This window comes from Rhizobium sp. GCM10022189 (assembly GCF_042656325.1).
Taxonomy (GTDB): Bacteria; Pseudomonadota; Alphaproteobacteria; order Rhizobiales; family Rhizobiaceae; genus Rhizobium.
The window spans coordinates 112172-131818 of sequence record NZ_JBHSOR010000049.1 but is presented as its reverse complement, the minus strand read 5'-3'; the positions used below and the strand labels follow the sequence as shown (position 1 = coordinate 131818).

18 protein-coding genes and 1 pseudogene are annotated in these 19647 nt (G+C 64.6%); 6 read left to right on the top strand and 13 right to left on the bottom strand.

Annotated elements, in window-relative coordinates; translation table 11 throughout:
* The first annotated feature begins 25 nt into the window (after positions 1-25).
* On the top strand, positions 26-316 hold the full coding sequence (locus ACFPWW_RS21720) for a hypothetical protein (RefSeq protein ID WP_112568762.1): 291 nt from the start codon (positions 26-28) through the stop codon (positions 314-316).
* 34 nt (positions 317-350) lie between these two features.
* On the opposite strand, the gene zwf is transcribed toward ACFPWW_RS21720, so the two are convergent.
* The 4 genes from zwf to ACFPWW_RS21700 all read right to left on the bottom strand — a co-directional run bounded on the left by zwf (position 351) and on the right by ACFPWW_RS21700 (position 4543).
* Positions 351-1859 (bottom strand): glucose-6-phosphate dehydrogenase, encoded by a 1509-nt coding sequence (gene zwf / locus ACFPWW_RS21715; protein WP_377313194.1) that lies wholly within the window; start codon positions 1857-1859, stop codon positions 351-353.
* A 152-nt stretch (positions 1860-2011) separates the two neighbouring features.
* Positions 2012-2737, bottom strand: a complete 726-nt coding sequence (locus tag ACFPWW_RS21710) for a hypothetical protein (RefSeq protein WP_377313193.1) — start codon at positions 2735-2737, stop codon at positions 2012-2014.
* 210 nt (positions 2738-2947) lie between these two features.
* Entirely contained in the window at positions 2948-3718 is a 771-nt protein-coding gene (gene tam, locus ACFPWW_RS21705) for a trans-aconitate 2-methyltransferase (protein WP_112704202.1), read from the bottom strand.
* A gap of 360 nt (positions 3719-4078) precedes the next feature.
* A complete protein-coding gene (locus tag ACFPWW_RS21700; RefSeq protein ID WP_112568764.1) occupies positions 4079-4543 on the bottom strand; it encodes a cupin domain-containing protein in 465 nt (154 codons plus the stop codon).
* A gap of 273 nt (positions 4544-4816) precedes the next feature.
* Between ACFPWW_RS21700 and ACFPWW_RS21695 the strand changes: the two genes are divergently transcribed.
* Positions 4817-5635 carry a sugar phosphate isomerase/epimerase family protein gene (locus ACFPWW_RS21695; RefSeq protein WP_377313192.1) on the top strand — a complete coding sequence of 273 codons (819 nt, stop codon included), beginning with the start codon at positions 4817-4819 and terminating at the stop codon, positions 5633-5635.
* Positions 5636-5674: 39 nt separating this feature from the next.
* On the opposite strand, the gene ACFPWW_RS21690 is transcribed toward ACFPWW_RS21695, so the two are convergent.
* Together ACFPWW_RS21690 and ACFPWW_RS21685 are read right to left on the bottom strand one after the other, a co-directional pair.
* Positions 5675-6598, bottom strand: a complete 924-nt coding sequence (locus ACFPWW_RS21690) for an adenylate/guanylate cyclase domain-containing protein (RefSeq protein ID WP_377313191.1) — start codon at positions 6596-6598, stop codon at positions 5675-5677.
* A 160-nt stretch (positions 6599-6758) separates the two neighbouring features.
* On the bottom strand, positions 6759-7799 hold the full coding sequence (locus ACFPWW_RS21685; protein WP_112704201.1) for a zinc-dependent alcohol dehydrogenase family protein: 1041 nt from the start codon (positions 7797-7799) through the stop codon (positions 6759-6761).
* A 250-nt stretch (positions 7800-8049) separates the two neighbouring features.
* On the opposite strand from ACFPWW_RS21685, the gene ACFPWW_RS21680 reads away from it, so the two are divergent.
* Positions 8050-8937, top strand: a complete 888-nt coding sequence (locus ACFPWW_RS21680; RefSeq protein WP_377313190.1) for a branched-chain amino acid aminotransferase — start codon at positions 8050-8052, stop codon at positions 8935-8937.
* 12 nt (positions 8938-8949) lie between these two features.
* On the opposite strand, the gene ACFPWW_RS21675 is transcribed toward ACFPWW_RS21680, so the two are convergent.
* The 3 genes from ACFPWW_RS21675 to ACFPWW_RS21665 all read right to left on the bottom strand — a co-directional run bounded on the left by ACFPWW_RS21675 (position 8950) and on the right by ACFPWW_RS21665 (position 13110).
* A complete protein-coding gene (locus ACFPWW_RS21675; RefSeq protein ID WP_377313189.1) occupies positions 8950-10176 on the bottom strand; it encodes an adenylate/guanylate cyclase domain-containing protein in 1227 nt (408 codons plus the stop codon).
* Positions 10177-10205: 29 nt separating this feature from the next.
* Positions 10206-11828 (bottom strand): MDR family MFS transporter, encoded by a 1623-nt coding sequence (locus ACFPWW_RS21670; protein ID WP_377313188.1) that lies wholly within the window; start codon positions 11826-11828, stop codon positions 10206-10208.
* Between the two features lie 76 nt (positions 11829-11904).
* Positions 11905-13110: an HlyD family secretion protein gene (locus ACFPWW_RS21665; protein ID WP_112568532.1), complete on the bottom strand. Its 1206-nt coding sequence runs from the start codon at positions 13108-13110 to the stop codon at positions 11905-11907.
* 137 nt (positions 13111-13247) lie between these two features.
* Between ACFPWW_RS21665 and ACFPWW_RS21660 the strand changes: the two genes are divergently transcribed.
* Positions 13248-14150 carry a LysR family transcriptional regulator gene (locus ACFPWW_RS21660; RefSeq protein WP_113414424.1) on the top strand — a complete coding sequence of 301 codons (903 nt, stop codon included), beginning with the start codon at positions 13248-13250 and terminating at the stop codon, positions 14148-14150.
* Positions 14151-14190: 40 nt separating this feature from the next.
* A pseudogene (locus ACFPWW_RS21655) lies at positions 14191-14610 on the top strand (TetR family transcriptional regulator C-terminal domain-containing protein); the annotation flags it as partial.
* Positions 14611-14614: 4 nt separating this feature from the next.
* Here the strand turns inward: ACFPWW_RS21655 and ACFPWW_RS21650 are convergent.
* From ACFPWW_RS21650 to ACFPWW_RS21635, 4 genes are all read right to left on the bottom strand, one after another.
* Complete coding sequence (locus ACFPWW_RS21650) at positions 14615-15844, bottom strand: MFS transporter (RefSeq protein WP_377313187.1); 1230 nt, start codon at positions 15842-15844, stop codon at positions 14615-14617.
* Between the two features lie 54 nt (positions 15845-15898).
* Positions 15899-16126 carry a hypothetical protein gene (locus ACFPWW_RS21645; protein ID WP_377313186.1) on the bottom strand — a complete coding sequence of 76 codons (228 nt, stop codon included), beginning with the start codon at positions 16124-16126 and terminating at the stop codon, positions 15899-15901.
* Positions 16127-16160: 34 nt separating this feature from the next.
* Positions 16161-16847 carry a class I SAM-dependent methyltransferase gene (locus ACFPWW_RS21640; protein WP_377313185.1) on the bottom strand — a complete coding sequence of 229 codons (687 nt, stop codon included), beginning with the start codon at positions 16845-16847 and terminating at the stop codon, positions 16161-16163.
* A 130-nt stretch (positions 16848-16977) separates the two neighbouring features.
* The gene (locus tag ACFPWW_RS21635; protein WP_377313184.1) at positions 16978-18525 is read right to left on the bottom strand and encodes a hypothetical protein; all 1548 of its coding nucleotides are present in this window, start codon (positions 18523-18525) and stop codon (positions 16978-16980) included.
* A gap of 506 nt (positions 18526-19031) precedes the next feature.
* Here ACFPWW_RS21635 and ACFPWW_RS21630 point away from each other — a divergent pair.
* Positions 19032-19634 carry a superoxide dismutase gene (locus ACFPWW_RS21630; protein ID WP_112704194.1) on the top strand — a complete coding sequence of 201 codons (603 nt, stop codon included), beginning with the start codon at positions 19032-19034 and terminating at the stop codon, positions 19632-19634.
* Positions 19635-19647: the final 13 nt, after the last annotated feature.

The window sequence follows — 19647 nt, the reverse complement described above, 5'->3', positions numbered from 1 at the left end:
CGGCCGGATAGGAAGGAATATGGTCATGCGTAAGGTCATTGCAGCAGCCTCGATCATTCTCCTCGGCTTTGCCGCCCCGGTCTTGTCCCAGACCCTCGGTGACATGGATTATTCCGGCCGCTTCGGCGGCATGCCGCCCGGCACCGTGCCGGATGCCAATGCAAGCGGCGGCGGCATCTCCATTCCGCTCGAACCCGTTGAAAGCGACAATGTGACCGTCGTCATTCCGTCCGACCGGACGGCGTGCCCGCGGCCCGGCACCCGCGCCTATCGCACGGCCGAGCGTGACGGCACGCTGGCCGCCGCCTGCCGCTGACGGAAACAGCGGCTAAAGCCGCAGGATAGCAACGCTATTTGCCGTTCCTGTGCAGGATCACGCCCAGTTCATGCCATTCGCGGCCGTCGCGCTGGATCAGCGCGTCGGCGCAGGCCGGTCCCATGCTGCCGGGGGCGTAAGGGTCGGGAGTGCGGTCGTCCTTCGCCCATTCGTCCAGGAAGGGCTGCACCGCCGCCCAGCCGGCCTCGATGCCGTCGGCGCGCTGGAACAGCGTCTGGTCGCCGATGAAGAGGTCGTAGAGCAGGGATTCGTAACCGGTCGTCTTGCTGATGTCGAACTTGTCGGCATAACGGAAATCCAGTGAGACCGGCACGGTATCGACCGATTGCCCCGGCGACTTGATGGAAATCTCCATGCTCATGCCCTCGTCGGGCTGCACCTGGATGACGAGCCTGTTCGGCGGCAGGCGGCGGTTGACTTCCGTCTCGCGGAACTGCGCGAAGGGAACGGGCTGGAAAGTGATGACGATCTCGGTGTCGCGCGCCGTCATCGCCTTGCCGGTGCGCAGATAGAAGGGAACGCCGGCCCAGCGCCAGGTGTCGGCATAGAGCTTCAGGGCCACATAGGTCTCGGTCTTGCTGGTGGGCGAAACGTCCTTCGTCTCGCGGTAGGCGGGCAGATCGACGCCGTTCAGCGGGCCGGCGGTATAGGCCCCGCGCACCCCGTTCGCCCTGGCTTCCTCCGGCGTATAGATGCGCAGCGCCTTCAGCACCTTGCTCTTCTCGTTGCGGATCGCCTCGGCGTCGAAACTGTTCGGCGGCTCCATGGCGATCATCGCCAGAAGCTGGAAGAGATGGTTGGGGATCATGTCGCGCAGCGCGCCGGTCGCGTCGTAGAACTTGCCGCGCGTGCCGACATCGACGATCTCCGAGGCGGTGATCTGCACATGGTCGATATAGCGGTTGTTCCACAGGGATTCGATCATCATGTTGGCGAAACGCGCCGTCATCAGGTTCTGCACCGTTTCCTTGCCGAGGAAATGGTCGAGCCGGTAGACCTGGCTTTCCTCCACGCAGGCAAGAATGCGCGCATTGAGCGCGCGCGCCGAAGCGAGATCGGTGCCGAAGGGCTTTTCGATCGCCACGCGGCGGAAACAGCCGCCGCTTTCGTCCATCAGCCCGAGGCCGGCAAGCTTCTCCACGATCGGCCCGAAGAAACTCGGCGGCACCGCAAGATAGAAGGCCGCGTTGCAGGTCGTGCCGAGCCGCTTGCCGATCTCGAGGAAAATGTCGTCCTTGGTGAAGTCGCCCTGCAGGTAGGAGATGCGCGAGCGCAGGCTCTCCCAGGCCTCGTCCTTGCTGCTCGCCTCCTCGCCCTCGAGATGGGAGAGGAACGCATCCAGCCGCTGGCGCAGAAATTCGTCGTCGCCGGGCTCGATGCCGACGCCGAGAATGTTCAGATCCGCGCCGACCAGACGGCTGCGGGTGAGGTTGATGATGGCCGGAACCAGCAGTCGCCGTGTCAGGTCGCCGGTGGCGCCGAAGATGACGAGAGTGACGGGCGGGGTGGGGTGAGCGTCCATGCGTGCCATCTCCTGCTGGATTGTCCCGGCCGAATATAAAGCGCTTCCGCTTTACCGCAAGGGAACCTGCAGCCCAATGATAACAAGCATTTGACAGAGCGCCGCGGTGGCGGCGCAATATTGCGGAGCGGAACCTGTCTTGCCAGGGCAGCCTAGCTGCTCTTGGTCTCGTCCGTGTTGCTGTCGGCCGCCGGTTGCTGGGTGGCGGACGTATTCGCGGTCGTCGTCGTGTCCGTCTCGCCGCCGGCCTGTGCGGCGGGCTTCGTCTCGCTCTTTACCGGCCAGGTGATGTAATAGTTCTGCGTGCCCACCTGCCCGAAATAGACTTCGTTGCCGGTGCCCTTTTCGATGAAGCTGCCGTTCTCGCTTCTGACGAGGCGCCCGTGCGAATCGCGCTGCAGATGGTCGCGCAGGAAATCGTTCCAGTCGTCGGTCTCGATCGCGGTGCCCTTCTTCTGCTCGATATCGGCTTCCTTGGGATCGGTGACGTCCCAGGCCTGGATCGAAACGCCCTCGGTCGGATCGGTCACGGTCAGCTGGCCCTTCTCGAAAGCGGCCAGCATGGCGGCTTCCTGGCTGCCTTCGCCCTTGGCCTCGGCCGCGGCCGTCATGTTCTGGCGGAGCAGCGCCATGAAGGAGGCGGTGGTGATATCGGTGCTGGCAACGGTGTTGCCGTCAGCGTCCGTCGATCCGGCCTTGCCGGCATCGATCCTGTCGAGCATGACCGACAGCGCCGAGCGGGACTGCGAGGGAAGGCTGGAATAATCGTGTTCGCTGGCGGCGCTGCTGCCGGAACTGCTCTGCGAGGAGCCGCCCTTGATCACCTGCAGCGCGATCTGCGCTGACGCAAGCCGCATGTCGGAAACGGAAGTAACCATCTTGAAATCTCTTTGTCAGGCCCTGCGCGATGCGCAAGGGCGTTTGATGAATAGCGACGGAAGCCATGAATGTCGCAGGCGCACGTCTGGATTGAGAAACCCCAGGGCGAACCGCTACACTTCAAACTTTGCGTGTGGCTTGCCGATTGCCGACAAAGCGGCACCGGCAGCGACCGCCGCCGGTGTCCGGGAAATCGGGATGGTTTCACGTCAGGCCTTCACGGCCACCATGAACAGGCGCGGGAACTTCAGCAGCACTTTCCCGTCTGCCGCCTTCGGATAGGCCCTGTCGATGCGCTCCAGATAGTCGGCGAGAAACGCCTCGCGATGGTCTTCGCCGGCATGGTCGAGATAGGGGCGCAGGCCCGTTCCCTTGACCCATTCGACGATCGCGGCCGCATCGTCCATCGGGTGGTTGTAGATCGTGTGCCAGATATCGACGCGCGCGGATTTGGCAATCAGCCGGCTGTAATAGGTCGATGGCGGCGGCAGCACGTTGCGCCGCACGCTCCTGGCCTCGAACGCGGCCTTCCAGGCTCCGGCATGGGCCGTCTCCTCCATCGCCAGATGGCTCGGCTCGCCGAGATTGTCGGGCATCTGCACGGCAAGCACGCCGCCCGGCGCCAGCCCGTCCATCAGCCGGTCGAAAATATCGAGATGGTTGGGCAGCCATTGGAAGACGGCATTGGCAAAGAGCAGGTCCGCCGGTTCGGACGGCTGCCAGGTGGACAGGTCAGCCTCCACGAAAGCCGTGCCCGGCAGGCGCTTGCGGGCTGCCTCCAGCATGTTCAGATCGCTGTCGAGGCCCGATACGTTGGCCGCGCCGTAGCGGTCGATGATGAGCTCGGTCGAATTGCCCGGCCCGCAGCCGAGATCGACCGCATGGCGCAGCGCCGTCAGCGGCACCTGTGCGAGCAGGTCGCGCGCCGGGCGCGTGCGCTCATCCTCGAATTTCACATATTGGCTGGCTGACCATGCCATCGTCTTTCTCCTGATGTTGCGGGAAATGTGCCGGCAATTGCCTGCGCAACAGCCGCGGGCCTCTGGAGGCGCCGGAAGCTTTTGGCGGTCGTGAGCGGGAAACCGGCCGCCTGTTGTGCAGCCCCTGGAAGGCTGAGGAGCGGCGGAAGAAACCGCGCCGCCCATAGCTCTCGCCGCCATTCCTCTCAGGAATCCCCCTGCTGAAAGGGGCGAAACTGCTAGTGGACGGGTCGCTGCCGGGCATGCCGCAATTCTGTCGATGAAACGGGGCCGGCGCAAGGCGCGCCGGAGGAAAATCCTTGTAGATCCGTTATATGACAGTTTTCAGAAGAGGGGGATCGGCCGCAAGGGCCGACCCGCTCACGCCGCCAGGATCGTAATCCCGTGGGCGTTTGCCGCCGCGCGCATGCGCGCCGCCGTTTCCGGCGAAGGGCTGCCCTGCGGCTGTTCGCTGACGCCTTCGGTCTCGATGAATTCCGCCATGTCGCGGTCGACGACCGCTGAAAAGACCGCGGGCACGCTTCCGTTGTTGGCGTAGCCGTGCACCATGAAGGGCGCGATGGTGACGATGTCGCCGGCGCTGGCTTCGATCTCTTCCGGCCCGGTATCGGTGAGCCGCCAGATCGTCAGCGTGCCCTCGATGATGCGGAAGACTTCCGGGCTTGCATGGGCGTGGCGCGGCGTCTTGCCGCCGGGCGCGACCGTCACGTCGAAAATGTTGAGCCAGTTGCCTGTCAGGCGAGCCCGTCGCTCGACCTTGTCGCCCAGCACGAAGAAGCTTTTTGCCTCCGTCCGGGCATCCGTTTTCACAAATGAGTTGGACATGATGTCTCTTTCTTGTTCTTGCGGGGCGGTCCGATAGACCTTCGCGGCCGCTTTGGCAACCGCCGCAAAATCGGGGAAGGGCGGAAAACAGGCGGCTTTTGCACGCTTTGAAGCCCTCGGCAGGCCCTCGGGCCGACCGCGATCATATTGGTACGGCGTCTCCGCTTCGCAAGAGCGGCCGTCATTTCTGTAATATCGCCGACACAGAAGAGGTGCATAGAACGCGCCGATCCTTCCCCGCCAATCCGGCCATACCACCAGCGGAGCAACCCCATGTCTTCTCTTCCCGTCGTCGGCGCCGCCATGACGCTCGACGAACTCGAAACCCATCGTGACTGGCTTTTCGAAAAGTCCCGCGATCTCGAATTGCAGAGCTTCATCAACGCGGACGTTCTGAACGGCGACTGGACGCCGCGTGCCGAGCGCGCCCGCAAGCTGCTCGACGGCTTCAAGGGCCGCGTCGGCATCCATGGTCCGTTCTGGGGCTTCATCATCGCCTCGCAGGACCCGGATATCCGCTCCGTCGTTTCCCGCCGCATGCTGCAGGGCCTCGACGTCTGCGCCGCGATCGGCGGCACGCACATGGTCGTTCACAGCCCCTATACGACCTGGGGCTATAACAACCTCGACAACAATCCCGGCGAGCGCGAGAATATCGTCGAATATTGCCATCAGACGATGCGCGATGCGGTCAGGCGCGCCGAGGAAATCGGCTGCACGATCGTCATCGAGAACATCGAGGACAAGGACCCGCATATCCGCGTGGCGCTTGCCGAAAGCTTCAATTCGCCGGCTGTTGCCGTTTCCATCGATACCGGCCATGCGCATTACGCCCACGGCTCCACCGGCGCTCCGCCGGTCGATTATTACGTCCACGCCGCCGGCAACCACCTCGGCCATGTCCACCTGCAGGATGCCGACGGTTATGCCGACCGCCACTGGCCGCTCGGCCAGGGCACCGTCAACTGGCGCGCCGTTTTCGCAGCCCTTGCCAGGCTGGAAAGCAATCCGCGCCTGATCATCGAGATCAAGGACAAGTCGAAGATCATCGCTTCGGCCGAATACCTGGCCTCGCTCGGCCTCGCCCAGTAAACGCGAGCGGCGGCGGGATATCGCTCTCGCCGCCGCGCTTCAATCGCGCATCGCCCAGCGGATGCCCGCGGCGACGCAGAGCCCCAGAAGCGGCCATATCGCCCAGAACGTCCCGTGCCATGTCAGCATGTTGATGGCGACGATGCCGGCCCCGATCACGGCAAGGGGGGTAACGCGCCGGTCGAACCGGTCCTGCATCCGCGCCCATGCCATCGCCGCCACGAAGGCAAAGGCAAGCAGCGGCCATACCGCCCAGAACTCGCCTTCCCAGGTGGCGATGTTGATGACGACGAGCATGGCGCCGATGACGGCGAGGATGCTGCCAAGCTTGCGCAGGCGACCGCGCGGCGGCGGTGCCGGTGCCGGTGCCGCGGTCATCTCGGCGGCCCGTTGCGGCACGACACTTGCGGGCGTCTGCGGCTCCGCGCCGATGCTGCCGAGATTGCCGATGCGCACGGCATAACTCGGCACGGCATCGGCGACGTTCTTCATCTCCAGCGCACCCAGGAAGTCGAACGCGACCGCCACCTTGTTGCGCACCTGATCGTAGACCGTGTTCGAGATCACGATCCCGCCGGCCGGCGCCGAGGCCTGCAGCCGGGCGGCGATATTGACGCCGTCGCCATAGATATCCTCGCCCTCGACGATGACGTCGCCGAGATTGATGCCGATGCGAAAGAGCATGCGCCCGTCCATGGGCCGCGCGGCATTCTTGCCGGCAAGCTCGTTCTGCACGTCGATAGCCGCCCGCACCGCCTCGACCACGCTCGGGAAATCGGCAAGCAACCCGTCGCCCCAGGTGTTGACCACCCGCCCGCCATGGGCGGCGATGAGGCGGGACATGCCGTCGCGATAATGCTTGAGCATGGCGAGCGTGCCTTCCTCGTCCGCGCCCATCAGGCGCGTATAGTCCTGCACGTCGGCTGCAAAGATCGTCGTCAGCTTGCGTTGCGTCTCGCTCATGAAATCCCCCGTCGCCGCCGGCATGCGAAAACAAACTCAAGGCATGGCAAGCGAATCCGCAAGATCGCGGCACGCTTCAAGCCGGCTTCTTCAACCTATAGGTGGGATCTCAGTCGTGTTTCGGTAGCCCGCCCCGGCGCGGGCCGCCTGTTTGCGATCCCTAGAATTGCGTGATCACGCTGATGCCGGTGCCTTCCGCCTTGTCGAGCGTCATCAGCGCCGGCACCGCCTCCTCAAGGCTGATGCGCCGGCCGATCAGTTTCTGCGGCGCGATCCTGCCGGCGGCGAGCATGGACAGCATCGCGTCATAGCGCCATGCCTGCATGCCGTGGCTGCCGTAGATTTCCAGCTCGTGGCCGATCACCTGCGCCATCGGGATCTGCGGCGTCGAATAGTCGCCGAGCATCAGTCCCACCTGCACATGCCGGCCGCGGCGGCGCAGGTTCCGGATCGAGTTGAAGCAGGTGACGGGATGGCCGAGCGCGTCGATGGACACATGCGCGCCGCCGCCGGTGATCTCGCGCACGGCTTCCGCCACGTCGGCGACCGTGGATGCGTTCACCGTCGCCACCGCCCCGCATTGGCGCGCAAAGGCAAGCTTCTCCTCGGAAATGTCGACGCCGATCGCATTGGCGCCGAGCGCCGAAGCGATCATGATCGCCGAAAGCCCGACGCCGCCGCAGCCATGCACGGCGATCCATTCGCCCGGGCCGGTGCGCGCCTGGTCGGCAACCGCGCGGAAGGACGTGGCGAAGCGGCAGCCGAGGCTTGCCGCCGTGGCGTCGTCCACGCTGTCGGGCAGATGCACCAGATTGGTGTCGGCATAGTCGATGCCGACATATTCGGCGAACGAGCCCCAATGGGTGAAGCCCGGCTGGAACTGGTTGGGGCAGACCTGCTGGTTGCCGGAATGGCACTCGCTGCAATGGCCGCAGCCGGAAACGAAGGGCACCGTCACCCGGTCGCCGACCTTGAAGCGCACCACGCCCCTGCCGGCCGCAACGATCCTGCCGGCAAGCTCGTGGCCCGGCACATGCGGCAGCCGGATATCCGGATCGTGCCCCATCCAGCCGTGCCAGTCGCTGCGGCAAAGCCCGGTCGCGCCGACCGCAATCACCACGCCGTCTTCCGTCGGTGTCGGGTCCGGCACGGTGCGGATCTCGGGCGCCTGTTCGAAGGCTTCGTAATACATGGCTTTCATCTGTTCTTCTCCTCAGCCGGCATCGGCGCGTCCCCGTCCATGATGGCATGGGGCGAGGCTTTTCATCCAGTCGCCTTCCATCATTTTCCTTGATGAACCCATCGTCTCAAGGCGATGGCACGCGCATCAATATTTCAATCGCAGCAGGCGATCGGGCATTTTCTTGCTTCGGCGTTGCAACCGTCAATTTGCGCTTGACCCTGCCCGGCAGGGAGGATTTTGCTTTGCCGACTTCAGAAGGAGAGCCGTCATGACCGTCGATACGTCGCCCCGCACGACCACCTGGACCTATGTCGAGGGCGAGTGGCTTGCCGGAAACCCGCCGCTGATCGGCCCCACCTCCCACGCCATGTGGCTGGGCTCGACCGTCTTCGACGGCGCCCGCTGGTTCGACGGCATCGCGCCGGATCTCGACCTGCATTGCCAGCGCGTCAACCGCTCCGCCGTTGCCATGGGCCTGAAGCCGGTCAAGACAGCCGAGGAGATCGAGGCGCTCGCCTGGGAAGGCGTCAAGAAATTCGACGGCAAGACGCCGATCTACATCAAGCCGATGTATTGGGGCGAGCACGGTTCGCCGGGCAGCGTCGTCACCGTCGACGGCGAATCCACCCGCTTCGCGCTCTGCCTGTTCGAGGCCGCGATGGGCGGCCATGGCGGTTCTTCGCTGACGGTCTCGCCCTACCGCCGCCCGACGCCGGAAACCGCGATGACCGATGCCAAGGCAGGCTCGCTCTATCCGAACAGCGGCCGCGCCATTGCCGAGGCGAGAAGCCGCGGCTTCGACAACGCGCTGATGCGCGACATGAACGGCAACGTGGCCGAAACCGCCTCCTCGAACGTCTTCATGGTCAAGGACGGCGTGGTCTTCACCCCGGTCGCCAACCGCACCTTCCTTGCCGGCATCACGCGCCTGCGCGTCATCGGCCTCTTGCGCAAGGCCGGTTTCGACGTGCGCGAGGCGACGCTCTCGGTCGAGGATTTCATGGGTGCCGACGAGGTCTTCACCAGCGGCAACTATTCCAAGGTCGTCGCCGTCAACCGGCTCGACGGCCGCAACTTCCAGGAAGGCCCGGTCACGCGCAAGGCGCTGGAACTCTATATGGACTGGGCCTACGGCCGCTCCGGCAGCGACGAATAGCGGCTTTCACGCTCATTCATGGGCGGGCGGCAGCGCCGGCCCTTGCCGCAGCCCGTAGAGGTCCACGCCGTCCGCGAAGCCCTTCAGCCGATGGCTTCCCATGGGGACGGCATCGGCCGGTTTCACCTCTTCGAAAAAGGCCTCAGACATCAGCAGCTGCTCGGTAAGCTCGCTGCACACGCCCTGGATACGGCTGACGAGATTCACGTCGCCGCCGATCAGCGTGAAATCCAGACGCCGGCCGGAACCGATATTGCCGTAGCTGACCTCGCCGTGGTGCAGCGCGATGCCGGCTTTGGCGCCGATGCCGTCATGGCTGAAACCGTCGAGCGCTTCCAGGATTGCGCGGGCGGCCGAAAGCGCCGAATGGCAGGTGCGGGCCGCATCGTAGCCGGGGAAGAAGGCAAGCACCGCATCGCCCATGAATTTCAGCACTTCGCCGCCCTGCCGCGTGATCGCCGGAATGACCCGGTCGAAATAGGCGTTCAGCAGGCCGAGCACCGTTTCGCCGGGCAGCCGGTTGGACAGTTCGGTAAAGCCCCTGAGATCGCAGAGCAGCAGGGCCGCCTGCATGGATTCGATCTCGCCCTGGCGGATGCGGCCGGCAAGGATGCGGCTTGCCGTCATCGGGCCGATATAGGTGTCGAGCAGGCTGAGCTCGACCTGGCGCAGGATGCGAAGTTCGCTCGTGTTGCGCAGCGCCGGCAGGATGCGTTCGATGACCTCGATTTCGGAGGCGCTAAAGCCGCCCGGCCGCCGGGTGCCGAAGATGGCGGCGCTCACCGGGCCGTCGGCATTGCAGAGCGGGGCGATCACCAGCTGCACCAGCTCGCGCCCGGTGAAGATGTCGAGATGCTGCCAGCGGCCGTGCGGGCTCTTGCCCGGCCCCACGATCAGCATTTCGCGCGTTTCGAACACCCTGTGCAGCGGCGTGTTGGCGATGGTAAGCCGCGTGCCGTGGTCGCGGTCGTGGATCTCCACCGGTTCGCCCGGCGCCCAGGCGATGGTGCGGCCGATGAATTCCGGATGCAGGGTCATGAGATGCAGCGTCAGCCGGTCCACGGGAACGCCGAGCGCCCGCAGGCGGCGGCCGAGGCCGGAAACGAGGCCGGCCTCGTCGAGCGCATGGCATTCGTCGCCGGTCAGCCACTCGATGAGGTCGAGCACGGCCGTCGTGTTGCGGCTGCCGGCGGGAGCCCTGGTTTCGACTGCATGGTCGATGTCGAGCAGGTCGTTCATGGGTGTTCTCCTCCGTTGCGGCGCGGCGCTCAATGCGCGCCGCCGCCGGCGATCTGGCCGGGTTTCTTGAGAAGCAGGGTGGCAAGCAGCGCGACGACGAGCGCGATGCCGAGCAGGAAGAACGTATCGCTGAAGGCCATGATATTGGCCTGCTTGCGCAGCTTCAGCGCGATGGCGACGACCGCCTTGTGGCCGGCGAGCGCCTGGTCGCTGACGCCGTGGCTCATGAAATAGCCGGTCATCCTTGCGAGGCGGTCGCGGGTGGCTTCCTCGAAGACGGAGACCGAATTGGTCAGGATGTTGGAGTGGAACTGCTCGCGCTTCGACAGGAAGGTCTGCAGCGAGGCGATGCCGACCGCCCCGCCGAGATTGCGCATCATGTTGAAGAGGGCCGAGGCCGAGCCGGCATTTTCCGGCTCGATGCCCGATGTGGCGATCGCCGACAGCGGCGTGAAGACGAGCGCCTGGCCGACGGCGCGCACGACATTCGGCCAGAACAGCTGGTCGCTCGCATAATCGCCCGTCATATGCACGTTCATGAAGTTCGAGGCGGCAAAGAGCGCAAAGCCGACGATGATGAGCAGGCGGATGTCGAAGCGCTTCATCAGGCGCGGCACCAGCGGGATCAGCAGCAGCTGCGGAATGCCGGTCCAGGCAAGCACGAGGCCGATCTGCTCGGAATTGTAGCCCTGGATGCGGGTCAGGTAGATCGGCAGCACGAAGACCGAGCCGTAGAGCGCGATACCCAGCAGGAAATTCGCAAGGATGCCGAAGCCGAAGTTGCGGCGGGCAAACAGGCGCAGGTTCAGGAGCGGATGGGCGACCTTCAGCTCGATGACGAGGAAGAGCGTCAGCGAGACGGCTGCGATGACCGACAGGCGCACGATGAATTCCGAGCCGAACCAGTCCTCCTTGTTGCCTTCCTCCAGCACGGTCTGCAGCGCGGCAAGACCGATCGCCATGGTGATGATGCCGGGCCAGTCGCCCTTGGCAAGCAGGCCGAGGTTCATCGGCGCGCGGTCGAGCGAGGCCCAGAGCATGCCGACCATCAGTGCGCCGGGCACGAGGTTGATGTAGAAAATATATTCCCAGCCCCAGTTTTCGGTGAAATAGCCGCCGATGGTCGGGCCGATCGCCGGGGCGAAGGTGGCCGAAAGCGCAAAGAGCGCCAGGCCGATCGGCTGCTTGGGCTTGGGCAGCAGCGTGATGATGATGGTGAAGGCCATCGGGATCAGCACGCCGCCGGTAAAACCCTGGATGGCGCGCAGGACGATCATCTGCTGCAGGTTCGCCGCAAGGGCGCAGGCGACGGAAAAGACCAGGAAGAGGATGGCGTTGACCAGCAGGTAGTTGCGCACCGAAAAGACCCGGGCCAGCCATGCGCTGAGCGGAATGACGACGATCTCGGCGATCAGGTAGGAGGTCGAGATCCAGCCGCCGTCGTCGGTACCGGCGCCGATGGCGCCCTGGATATCGGCCAGCGAGGCGTTGACGATCTGGATGTTGAGGATCGCCATGAAGGCGCCGAGCGTGGAGCCGACGACGGCGCTCCACATGCGAAGCGGGCTCATCGCCGGCCTGGCGGCAGGGGCGGCCGCAGCGGCGGGGGGCGCGGCCTGATTGCTGTTTGCGGCGATCTGAAGCGTAGCCATGACTTGTCTCCTTCCGGTCCTGCGGAAACCGGCTCATGACGCTGTTCGGTAGATGTCGAAGGAAGAAACGGAAGGATCATCCGGCAGGACTGGACAATCCTTCCCCCGCGGCCGCGGAGGTCTGTGCGGCCTTGGTATCGATATCGGGCACGACCGACATGCCCGAGCGCAGCAGGCCGGCAAGGCGTTCGTCGTCGATGACGATCTTGACCGGGATGCGCTGGACGATCTTGGTGAAGTTGCCGGTGGCGTTGTCGGGCGGCAGCAGCGAGAATTCGAGGCCGCTCGCCGGCGAGACGCTGTCCACATGGCCCTTGATCGCAACGCCGGGGAAACTGTCGACCTTGATCTCCACCGACTGGCCGGGGCGCACGAAGGTCAGCTGCGTTTCCTTGAAATTGGCGACGACATAGACCGCATGCAGCGGCACGACCGCCATCAGCTGCGTGCCCGAGGTGACATACTGGCCGACGCGGATCGAGCGGGCGCCGACCGTGCCGTCAACGGCAGCCACGATATTCGTGTAGGAGAGGTTGAGCTCCGCCTGGCCGGCGGCGGCGGCGGCGCGGTCGCGCTGGGCAAGCGCCTGTTCGCGCTGCGTCTGCAGCACCGGCACCTTGTTTTCGGCCGCCACGACGGCGGCCTGGTCGCGCTCGACGGCGGCGGCCGCCTGATCCTTCTGCGACTGGCTCTGTTCGGCGCGCGACTGCGTGCCGGCGCCGTTGGTGATCAGCCGGCTGGCCCGCTCGGCGTCCGACTGGGCAAAGGCGAGCGAAGCCTGCGAGGCGGCAAGCGTCGCATGCGCCTGCGCGATGATCGACTGCTGCAGCGAAATCTGCGCGTCGAGATTGGTGACGGCCGCCTCGGCCGCCTTCACATCGGCTCTGGCCTGCGAAAGCGCCGCCTGGAAATCGCGGTCGTCGATACGGGCAACAACCTGGCCGGCCCTGACCGTGTCATTGTCGTTGACGAGCACTTCCTTGATATAGCCGGCAACCTTCGGGGCGACGGTGGTGTAATCGGCCTTCACATAGGCATCGTCGGTGGATTCGATGAAGCGGCCGACCGTCCAGTAGCGGTAGCCGAAATCGCCCGCGAAGGCGACGCCGGCCAGCAGGGCGGCGGCGATGACGGCGCGCTTGACGAGCTTGCCGCCGGGTTTCCTCGGGGTTTCCACGGCGGCTGCGGCTGCGGCCATCGCATCTGCTGCCGGTGCTGCGGTCTCAGCGGCCGGAGCGGTCCCGGCCTGCTTGAACGCGTCGTTGCGGGGCAGTTCAACCATTGTCCTTCTCCATTCATGCCGGCTTCGTTCGTGCGAAGCCCTGTTCGATGGCAGGAAGATGGACCCGGACATGCTTTCTGATAATCTGCTGTTTTCCGGAAGGATCATCAACTCTCAGCGGATAATCGAGGAACAATATGGATCGGCTGACCAGCCTCACAGTCTTCGGTCGCGTCGTGGAATGCGGCGGCTTTTCCGCTGCCGCGCGGCGCCTGAACATGTCCGTCACCATGGTGGGCAACCATGTGCAATCGCTGGAGGATCGCCTTGGCGTGCGGCTCCTGAACCGCACCACGCGCAAGGTCAGCCTGACCGAAACCGGCAAATATTACTACGAGCGCTCGTCGCAGATCCTGGCCGATCTCGAAGAGGCGGACCGCGCCGCCGGCGCCTTGAGCTCGACGCCGCGCGGCACGCTCAGATTCTATACGAGCAGCGCCATCGTCCGTTTCCTGCTGCCCGTCATCAACGAATTCATGACGCTCTACCCGGCCGTCCAGATCGATTTCAACATCGGCGAGCGCTCGGTGGACATGATCGAGGACGGCTATGACCTGGTGATCCGCACGACGCCGTCGCCGGATTCGAGCCTCGTGGCGCGCAAGCTGACGCCCTGGCGGCATTTCCTCGTCTGCTCGCCGGATTACCTGAAGACCCATGCCATGCCGACGACGCCGGCCGAGGTGGCCGAGCACAATTGCCTGCAATATGCCTATTATCCCTTTGGCGAGGAATGGCGTTTCGAGAATGCCGAGGGGCGGCAGGAGAGCGTCAAGGTCGGCGGCAGCATCATTTCCAACAGCGCCGAGACCCTGCGTTACCTCGCCTTGAACGGGCAGGGCATCTTCCTGGCGCCGAGCTTCGTCGTCTTCGAAGACCTCGCCGCCGGTCGTCTCGTGCAGATGATGCCGGACTATCGCGGCGTCGAGATCCATATCAACGCCGTCTACCCCAACCGCAGCCATCTGCCGACCAAGGTCCGGCTGTTCCTCGACATGCTGGTCGAGCGTTTTGCCGAACATCGCAAATGGATGGCATAAAAGCGTCCGGCGGGACGGTTCCTCCCGCCGGACGCTGCGCGTGGAAGGGTATCGGGCCGAAAGCATGGATGCGCTGGCCGATGCGCTCGATCCGTCCTTCCCCCTGCGCGACAATCTCGCACGCGTCTACGACAGCGCGCTCGCGGTCTATCTTCACGGAGAGACCGCCGCGCGCGGCTGTTTCCTCATCGGCACGGCGACGGCCGAGGCGATCCAGCATGAACGCGTCCGCGACCTCCTCAGCCGCAGCCTGGAGGATTTCGACGGCGCGATCGAACGGCGCATCGTGCTTGCCGTGGAGCGCGGCGAGCTGCCTGAAGGCACGGATGCCGGGATGCTCGCAAGGCTTGCCAGCGCCGTCATGCATTCGCTTGCCGTGCGCGCACGGGCCGGCGACAGCCGCGAGATGCTGGAGGCCCTGGCGAAATCCGGTGTCGACATGATCTGCGGCAGGGCCTGACGGTTCAGGCCTGCTCGTCCTTCGGGCGCACCAGCCACGCGAAGGCCGCACCGGCAAGCAGGAGCACGCAGGTTCCGAGAAAGACGGCCCGCATGCCGATATGCCCGCCGACGAAACCGCCGAGAACAGGCCCGACCACCTGGCCCACGAACTGCGAGGAGGTGGAAAGGCCGAGAATGCTGCCGGCCGCGCTGTCGGGAACATTGTGCCGGATGACGGCGGCGATGCAGGGGAGCAGCCCGCCAAGTGCCACGCCCATCAGGAAGCGCAGGGCAATCAGCTGCCACGAGGCGGTCACGAAGGCCTGCGGGATGAGCAGCAGGCCGGCTATCGCCAGCGCCCCGGCAATGACCGGCCAGTGGCCGATCCGGTCGGCAAGCCTGCCGAGCCGCGAGGCCGAGAGGATGCTGCCGAGCGCGGCCGCCGACATGACGATGCCGGCCACCATCGTCACCTGCCCCTGGTCGGGCACGAGCTGCGCCACATAGACGGTGATGATCGGCTCGATCGACATATTGGCCAGCATCAACAGCAGGCCGGTTGCCAGCATCGCGATAACAGGCCCCTTGTCGGAAACGGATTTCCAGCCGCCGGAGGCTTTCGCCGCCTGTTTGCGGGCGGCCGATTTCTCCTCCTTGATCAGGAAGGTGGTTGCCAGGAAGGCGAGGAAGATCATGCCGCCGGCGGCCAGGAACGTGCCGCGGATGCCGATGACGCGCGGCAGCACGCCGCCGATCAGCGGGCCGACGAGATTGCCGGCCATGATGCCGGACGACAGCACGCCAAGCGCCCAGGCGGATCGGTCCTTCGGCGTCTGCGTCGCCACCAGAACCATCGAGCCCGAGGCATAACCGCCCGCCAGGCCGACGAAGAGGCGCAGCGCCACGAGCTGCCAGACGCTGCCGGCCATGCCCATCAGCGAAATGGCGATCGTCATGCCGAGGCTGGCGCGCACCAGCATCAGCTTGCGCCCGTAAATGTCGCCGAGCCGGCCCCAGATCGGCGCCACGCAGGCGGCGGCAAAGAAGGTCGCGCCATAGGCGATGCCCGACCACTGCACGATCGCCGCATCGTCGCTGACGCCAAGCTCCTCCACGTAAAACGGCAGGAAGGGAAGAAGCAGCGTCATGGCAACGATCGTCGTGAACGAGCCAAGAAGCGAAATGACGAGATTGCGTTTCCAGTAGGCGGAGCCGGGCACCGCCTTTGCGGCGTCCCATTGGGTGTCGGTCATTGCGGAACTTCTTCGGTACAGTCTGGCCGCGGCCAAGATGAAGCGATCCTCACTTTACGCAGCGCCCCAGGGGCTGCCAAGGACGGATTCGGCCCGATCCGACCTGCCGCAGAAAAACCGTATCGCCGACGTGGCGATGATGACGATGGAAACCGCGACCGTCGGCGGTCTCACCGGCAGCTGCCTGACGGGGATTGCGCCGGAGGGCGCGGCGATCGTGCCGCCGATTGCTGCGCCATGGGCGTCCTGGCCCTGGCGGCCAGCACGCCGAGCGTCAGACACGCCTGCAGGCACGTTCAGGATGACAGGTTTCGCCTCAGACGTTCGGCGAACGCCGCTTGAGGCGGACGACCTTGAAGAAGCCGTTCGGGAAAACCGGCAAAATCTCAACGACTTCGAAGCCGCTCGCCTGCGCCCAGCCGGTGATCCGGCTGATGCGGAACGCCGAGCTCCAGCCGATGCGCCGTACCAGCGGCGCCACCGCCTCCTCGATCGCTCCCTGCAGGCCCGCGCCGTCGCCGAGCTTGCTGGCGAGGATGATCTCGCCGCCCGGCCGCAGAACGCGGGCGCATTCGTCCAGCGCCCGTTCCGGCTCGGGGATGAGGGTGATGACGAAAGGCAGGCAGACGGCATCGAAAGACCGGTCCTCGAAGGCCAGCGCGTGCGCGTCCATCACCTGCAATTGCCGCACGTGAAAGAGCTTGTCGCGGGCGATTTTTTCCCGCGCCCGGGCGATCATATGCTCGGAAATGTCGATGCCCGTCACCCGGCAGCGTCGCGGATAGTGGGAGAGCACCAGACCGGTGCCGACGCCGATTTCCAGGATCTCCGTCCCGGCGCCCGCCGCAAGCCGCGCCAGCGTGCGGTGCCCGTCACGCAGGATGCCGCGATAGACCTGATCGTAGACCGGCGCCCAGCGCTGATAGATTTTCTGCTGGTCTTCCGCCCGATACCGGCCCTGTCCCCGATTTTGAACTTGTTCCTTGTCGTGAACGCGTTCCATGTGCGCCTCCTCCAGACCCTGCTCTCAAACTCGTGAAGGCAGGCTCCGGTTCCCCGGCACGGCAAGGACCTGTCGGGCAGGCCGCATCTGCTTCGGCGGAAAGGCCTCTTCCCGCCGAAGAAAATGTGGGTCACTCCGCCGGCGGCGTGCGCAGATTGGCTTCGATGACGGCAAGCTCGTCATTGACCGAGCCGGCGACCATGCCGTTGCCGCGCAGCGACTTGCTGGAAATGTCGATCATCGGCGCGAAGGTGGCGGCCGGCATGCGGACCTCTTCCTTCAGCGGCTCTTCTTCCGGCAGGGCGGCCTCGGCCATGCTCGGGCGCTCGCCGCGCGCCACTTCGAGCTGGCCGTTGAGGATCGCGCGTTCGGCGCGCAGCTGGCGGATTTCCGACTTGGCGATTTCGAGGCTCGTCCGCAGCTGGCTGATTTCGTAGCGGTCGGTATCGAGGCGCGTGTCGAGATCGTTCTTGAAGGCTTCGATCTCGCGGTCGCGCTTGCTGCGCTGGCTTTCGGCCTCGCGCAGTTTCATGACGAGATCGTTGCTGTGGGCGGCAAGCTCGCGGCGGGCGGCTTCGCTTTCCGTGCCGTTCAGGCGAACGCGGTTGAGCTCGTCGGTCATCCGCTCCAGCCGCGCCAGCGCCGTGGCAAGCTCGCCCTTCGTGCGCTTCAGTTCCGCGCGGGTCGACTGCAGTTCCTCGTCCGTCATCTTGTTGCGGCTGTTGGCGGTCGACAGCAGCTTCTCGACGAGTTCGGACTTGGATGCGATCGCTTCCTGCTTGGTGCGCAGGTTTGCGATTTCGAGCGTCGAGGAGGTTTCCAGCGTCTCGAATTCAGCTTCCAGGCGGCGATAACGCTCCTCGGAAGCGACGAGGTCCTGCTTCAGGTTGGAAACGGAGGACTGCAGGCTGCGGGTCAGCGCCTCATGCTCCGAAAGGCTGGTCTTGAGATGGCTGCGCTCTTCGTTGAGGCGGGCGATTTCGCGAAGCTGGATGCTGTTTTCGCGCCGCGAGCTTTCGACGAGCAGCTGGTGGGCCGTGGTTTCCAGCTCCAGCTTCTCGCGCGTGCTCGCCAGTTCGCGGCCGCGCGCATCGTGGTCCTGCTGCGTGCGGCGCAGCTGCGAGGAAACCTCGTCGAACTGCAGCGCGCGTTCGCGGATCTCGCGCTCGGCATCGATCAGCCGTGCCTCGACGACGGTGAATTCTTCCCGCGTCAGTTCGTGCACGCCCTGCAGCTTCACCAGTTCTTCGCGATAGGTGCCGGCCTCGACGCGCAGCTGGCTGCTGTCGAGTTTCAGCTCCTTGTTTTCGACCGTCAGACGCTGGTTTTCGTGGTCGGCCTTGCGCCGCGCATTGCTCTCGTAGTCGAGCAGCGAGCCGAGACGCGAGCATTCCGCCCGCAGCGCGCCCGTTTCGTTGAGCGACTGGCTGTGCGCGCCGAGCAGCGAGGAAACCCGCTCCTGCAGCGAGGTCAGGCTGACGAGCAGCTCCTCGGAGGACTGCTTGTTTTCCTCGATTGCCGTGCCGAAGGCCTGGAAATCATCGACTTCCGAAACGTTGTACTGCACCGGCGGCTTGTCCACGAGGGCCGTCTGTTCGGTGACGGACAGCGTCTGGCGATGGCTGGATACTCTCAAACCCGGTTTGACGGGTTCTTCACTGCGACGAAAAAAGCTCATGACCATCACACGCCCCGAAGTTGATGTCAGAAGTCCCTGAAATGATTTATGCAATGCTAATTAAGCTACTCCTACCAGAGGTTGCGCTAGCACTCTCTGATGGCCTTGGATCGCATCTAAGACGCGCTATTCATCGCCTGTCAAAAGCGCCCAAAAGAAATTAACAGTTTTTTATTGAAATATCGGCGCCGGCCCCTAAGCGCGGCTGCGGGACGCGAGCGTGCCTCATTTTGCCGGCGCGATCGGGGGGGGGCGGGGCGCCGGCAAGGGGAGGGATTTTATTCCTGTGGGGCGCGCTCCCCGTCCAGCCGCCATGTCGCTTTCATAGGCCCGAAAGCGCGCTGTGTCGCGGCGATTTGCGCCTGCCGGGCGAGCCCGCGACGAGAGGCAATTTTTCCTCGAAGCGGTTGTTTTTTGATAATTCGCCGGTTGCCTCGCAATGCTTCCCCTCCTATGTTCCGCCTCACCTGCCGATGACGCAATCTATTGCCAAGAGGAGATCTGTTATGGCTTTCGAATTGCCTGAACTTCCCTATGACTACGAAGCGCTTGCTCCCTTCATGTCGAAGGAGACGCTCGAGTTCCATCACGACAAGCACCACAAGGCCTATGTCGACAACGGCAACAAGCTTGCAGCGGAAGCCGGCCTGGCCGATCTCTCCCTGGAAGAGGTGGTCAAGAAGTCCTTCGGCACCAATGCCGGCCTGTTCAACAATGCTGCCCAGCACTACAACCACATCCATTTCTGGAAGTGGATGAAGAAGGGCGGCGGCGGCAACAAGCTGCCGGGCAAGCTCGAAGCTGCCTTCAACTCCGACCTCGGCGGCTACGACAAGTTCAAGGCCGATTTCGCCAATGCCGGCGCAACGCAGTTCGGCTCCGGCTGGGCCTGGGTTTCCGTCAAGAACGGCAAGCTCGAAATCTCCAAGACCCCGAACGGCGAAAACCCGCTCGTTCACGGCGCCACCCCGATCCTCGGCGTCGATGTCTGGGAACATTCCTACTACATCGACTACCGCAACGCCCGCCCGAAATATCTCGAAGCCTTCATCGACAGCCTCATCAACTGGGACTACGTCCTGGAGCGCTACGAAGCGGCAACGAAGTAAATACATTCGCCAT

Bases quoted from the DNA above. Each gene is read 5' to 3' on its own strand.
- ACFPWW_RS21670 (WP_377313188.1), bottom strand. From the start codon at position 11,828: ATGGCTACGCTTCAGATCGCCGCAAACAGCAATCAGGCCGCGCCCCCC.
- ACFPWW_RS21695 (WP_377313192.1), top strand. From the start codon at position 4,817: ATGTCTTCTCTTCCCGTCGTCGGCGCCGCCATGACGCTCGACGAACTC.
- ACFPWW_RS21675 (WP_377313189.1), bottom strand. From the start codon at position 10,176: ATGAACGACCTGCTCGACATCGACCATGCAGTCGAAACCAGGGCTCCC.
- ACFPWW_RS21700 (WP_112568764.1), bottom strand. From the start codon at position 4,543: ATGTCCAACTCATTTGTGAAAACGGATGCCCGGACGGAGGCAAAAAGC.
- ACFPWW_RS21710 (WP_377313193.1), bottom strand. From the start codon at position 2,737: ATGGTTACTTCCGTTTCCGACATGCGGCTTGCGTCAGCGCAGATCGCG.
- ACFPWW_RS21720 (WP_112568762.1), top strand. From the start codon at position 26: ATGCGTAAGGTCATTGCAGCAGCCTCGATCATTCTCCTCGGCTTTGCC.
- ACFPWW_RS21680 (WP_377313190.1), top strand. From the start codon at position 8,050: ATGACCGTCGATACGTCGCCCCGCACGACCACCTGGACCTATGTCGAG.
- ACFPWW_RS21640 (WP_377313185.1), bottom strand. From the start codon at position 16,847: ATGGAACGCGTTCACGACAAGGAACAAGTTCAAAATCGGGGACAGGGC.
- ACFPWW_RS21685 (WP_112704201.1), bottom strand. From the start codon at position 7,799: ATGAAAGCCATGTATTACGAAGCCTTCGAACAGGCGCCCGAGATCCGC.
- ACFPWW_RS21665 (WP_112568532.1), bottom strand. From the start codon at position 13,110: ATGGTTGAACTGCCCCGCAACGACGCGTTCAAGCAGGCCGGGACCGCT.
- ACFPWW_RS21650 (WP_377313187.1), bottom strand. From the start codon at position 15,844: ATGACCGACACCCAATGGGACGCCGCAAAGGCGGTGCCCGGCTCCGCC.
- ACFPWW_RS21630 (WP_112704194.1), top strand. From the start codon at position 19,032: ATGGCTTTCGAATTGCCTGAACTTCCCTATGACTACGAAGCGCTTGCT.
- tam (WP_112704202.1), bottom strand. From the start codon at position 3,718: ATGGCATGGTCAGCCAGCCAATATGTGAAATTCGAGGATGAGCGCACG.
- zwf (WP_377313194.1), bottom strand. From the start codon at position 1,859: ATGGACGCTCACCCCACCCCGCCCGTCACTCTCGTCATCTTCGGCGCC.
- ACFPWW_RS21635 (WP_377313184.1), bottom strand. From the start codon at position 18,525: ATGAGCTTTTTTCGTCGCAGTGAAGAACCCGTCAAACCGGGTTTGAGA.
- ACFPWW_RS21690 (WP_377313191.1), bottom strand. From the start codon at position 6,598: ATGAGCGAGACGCAACGCAAGCTGACGACGATCTTTGCAGCCGACGTG.
- ACFPWW_RS21660 (WP_113414424.1), top strand. From the start codon at position 13,248: ATGGATCGGCTGACCAGCCTCACAGTCTTCGGTCGCGTCGTGGAATGC.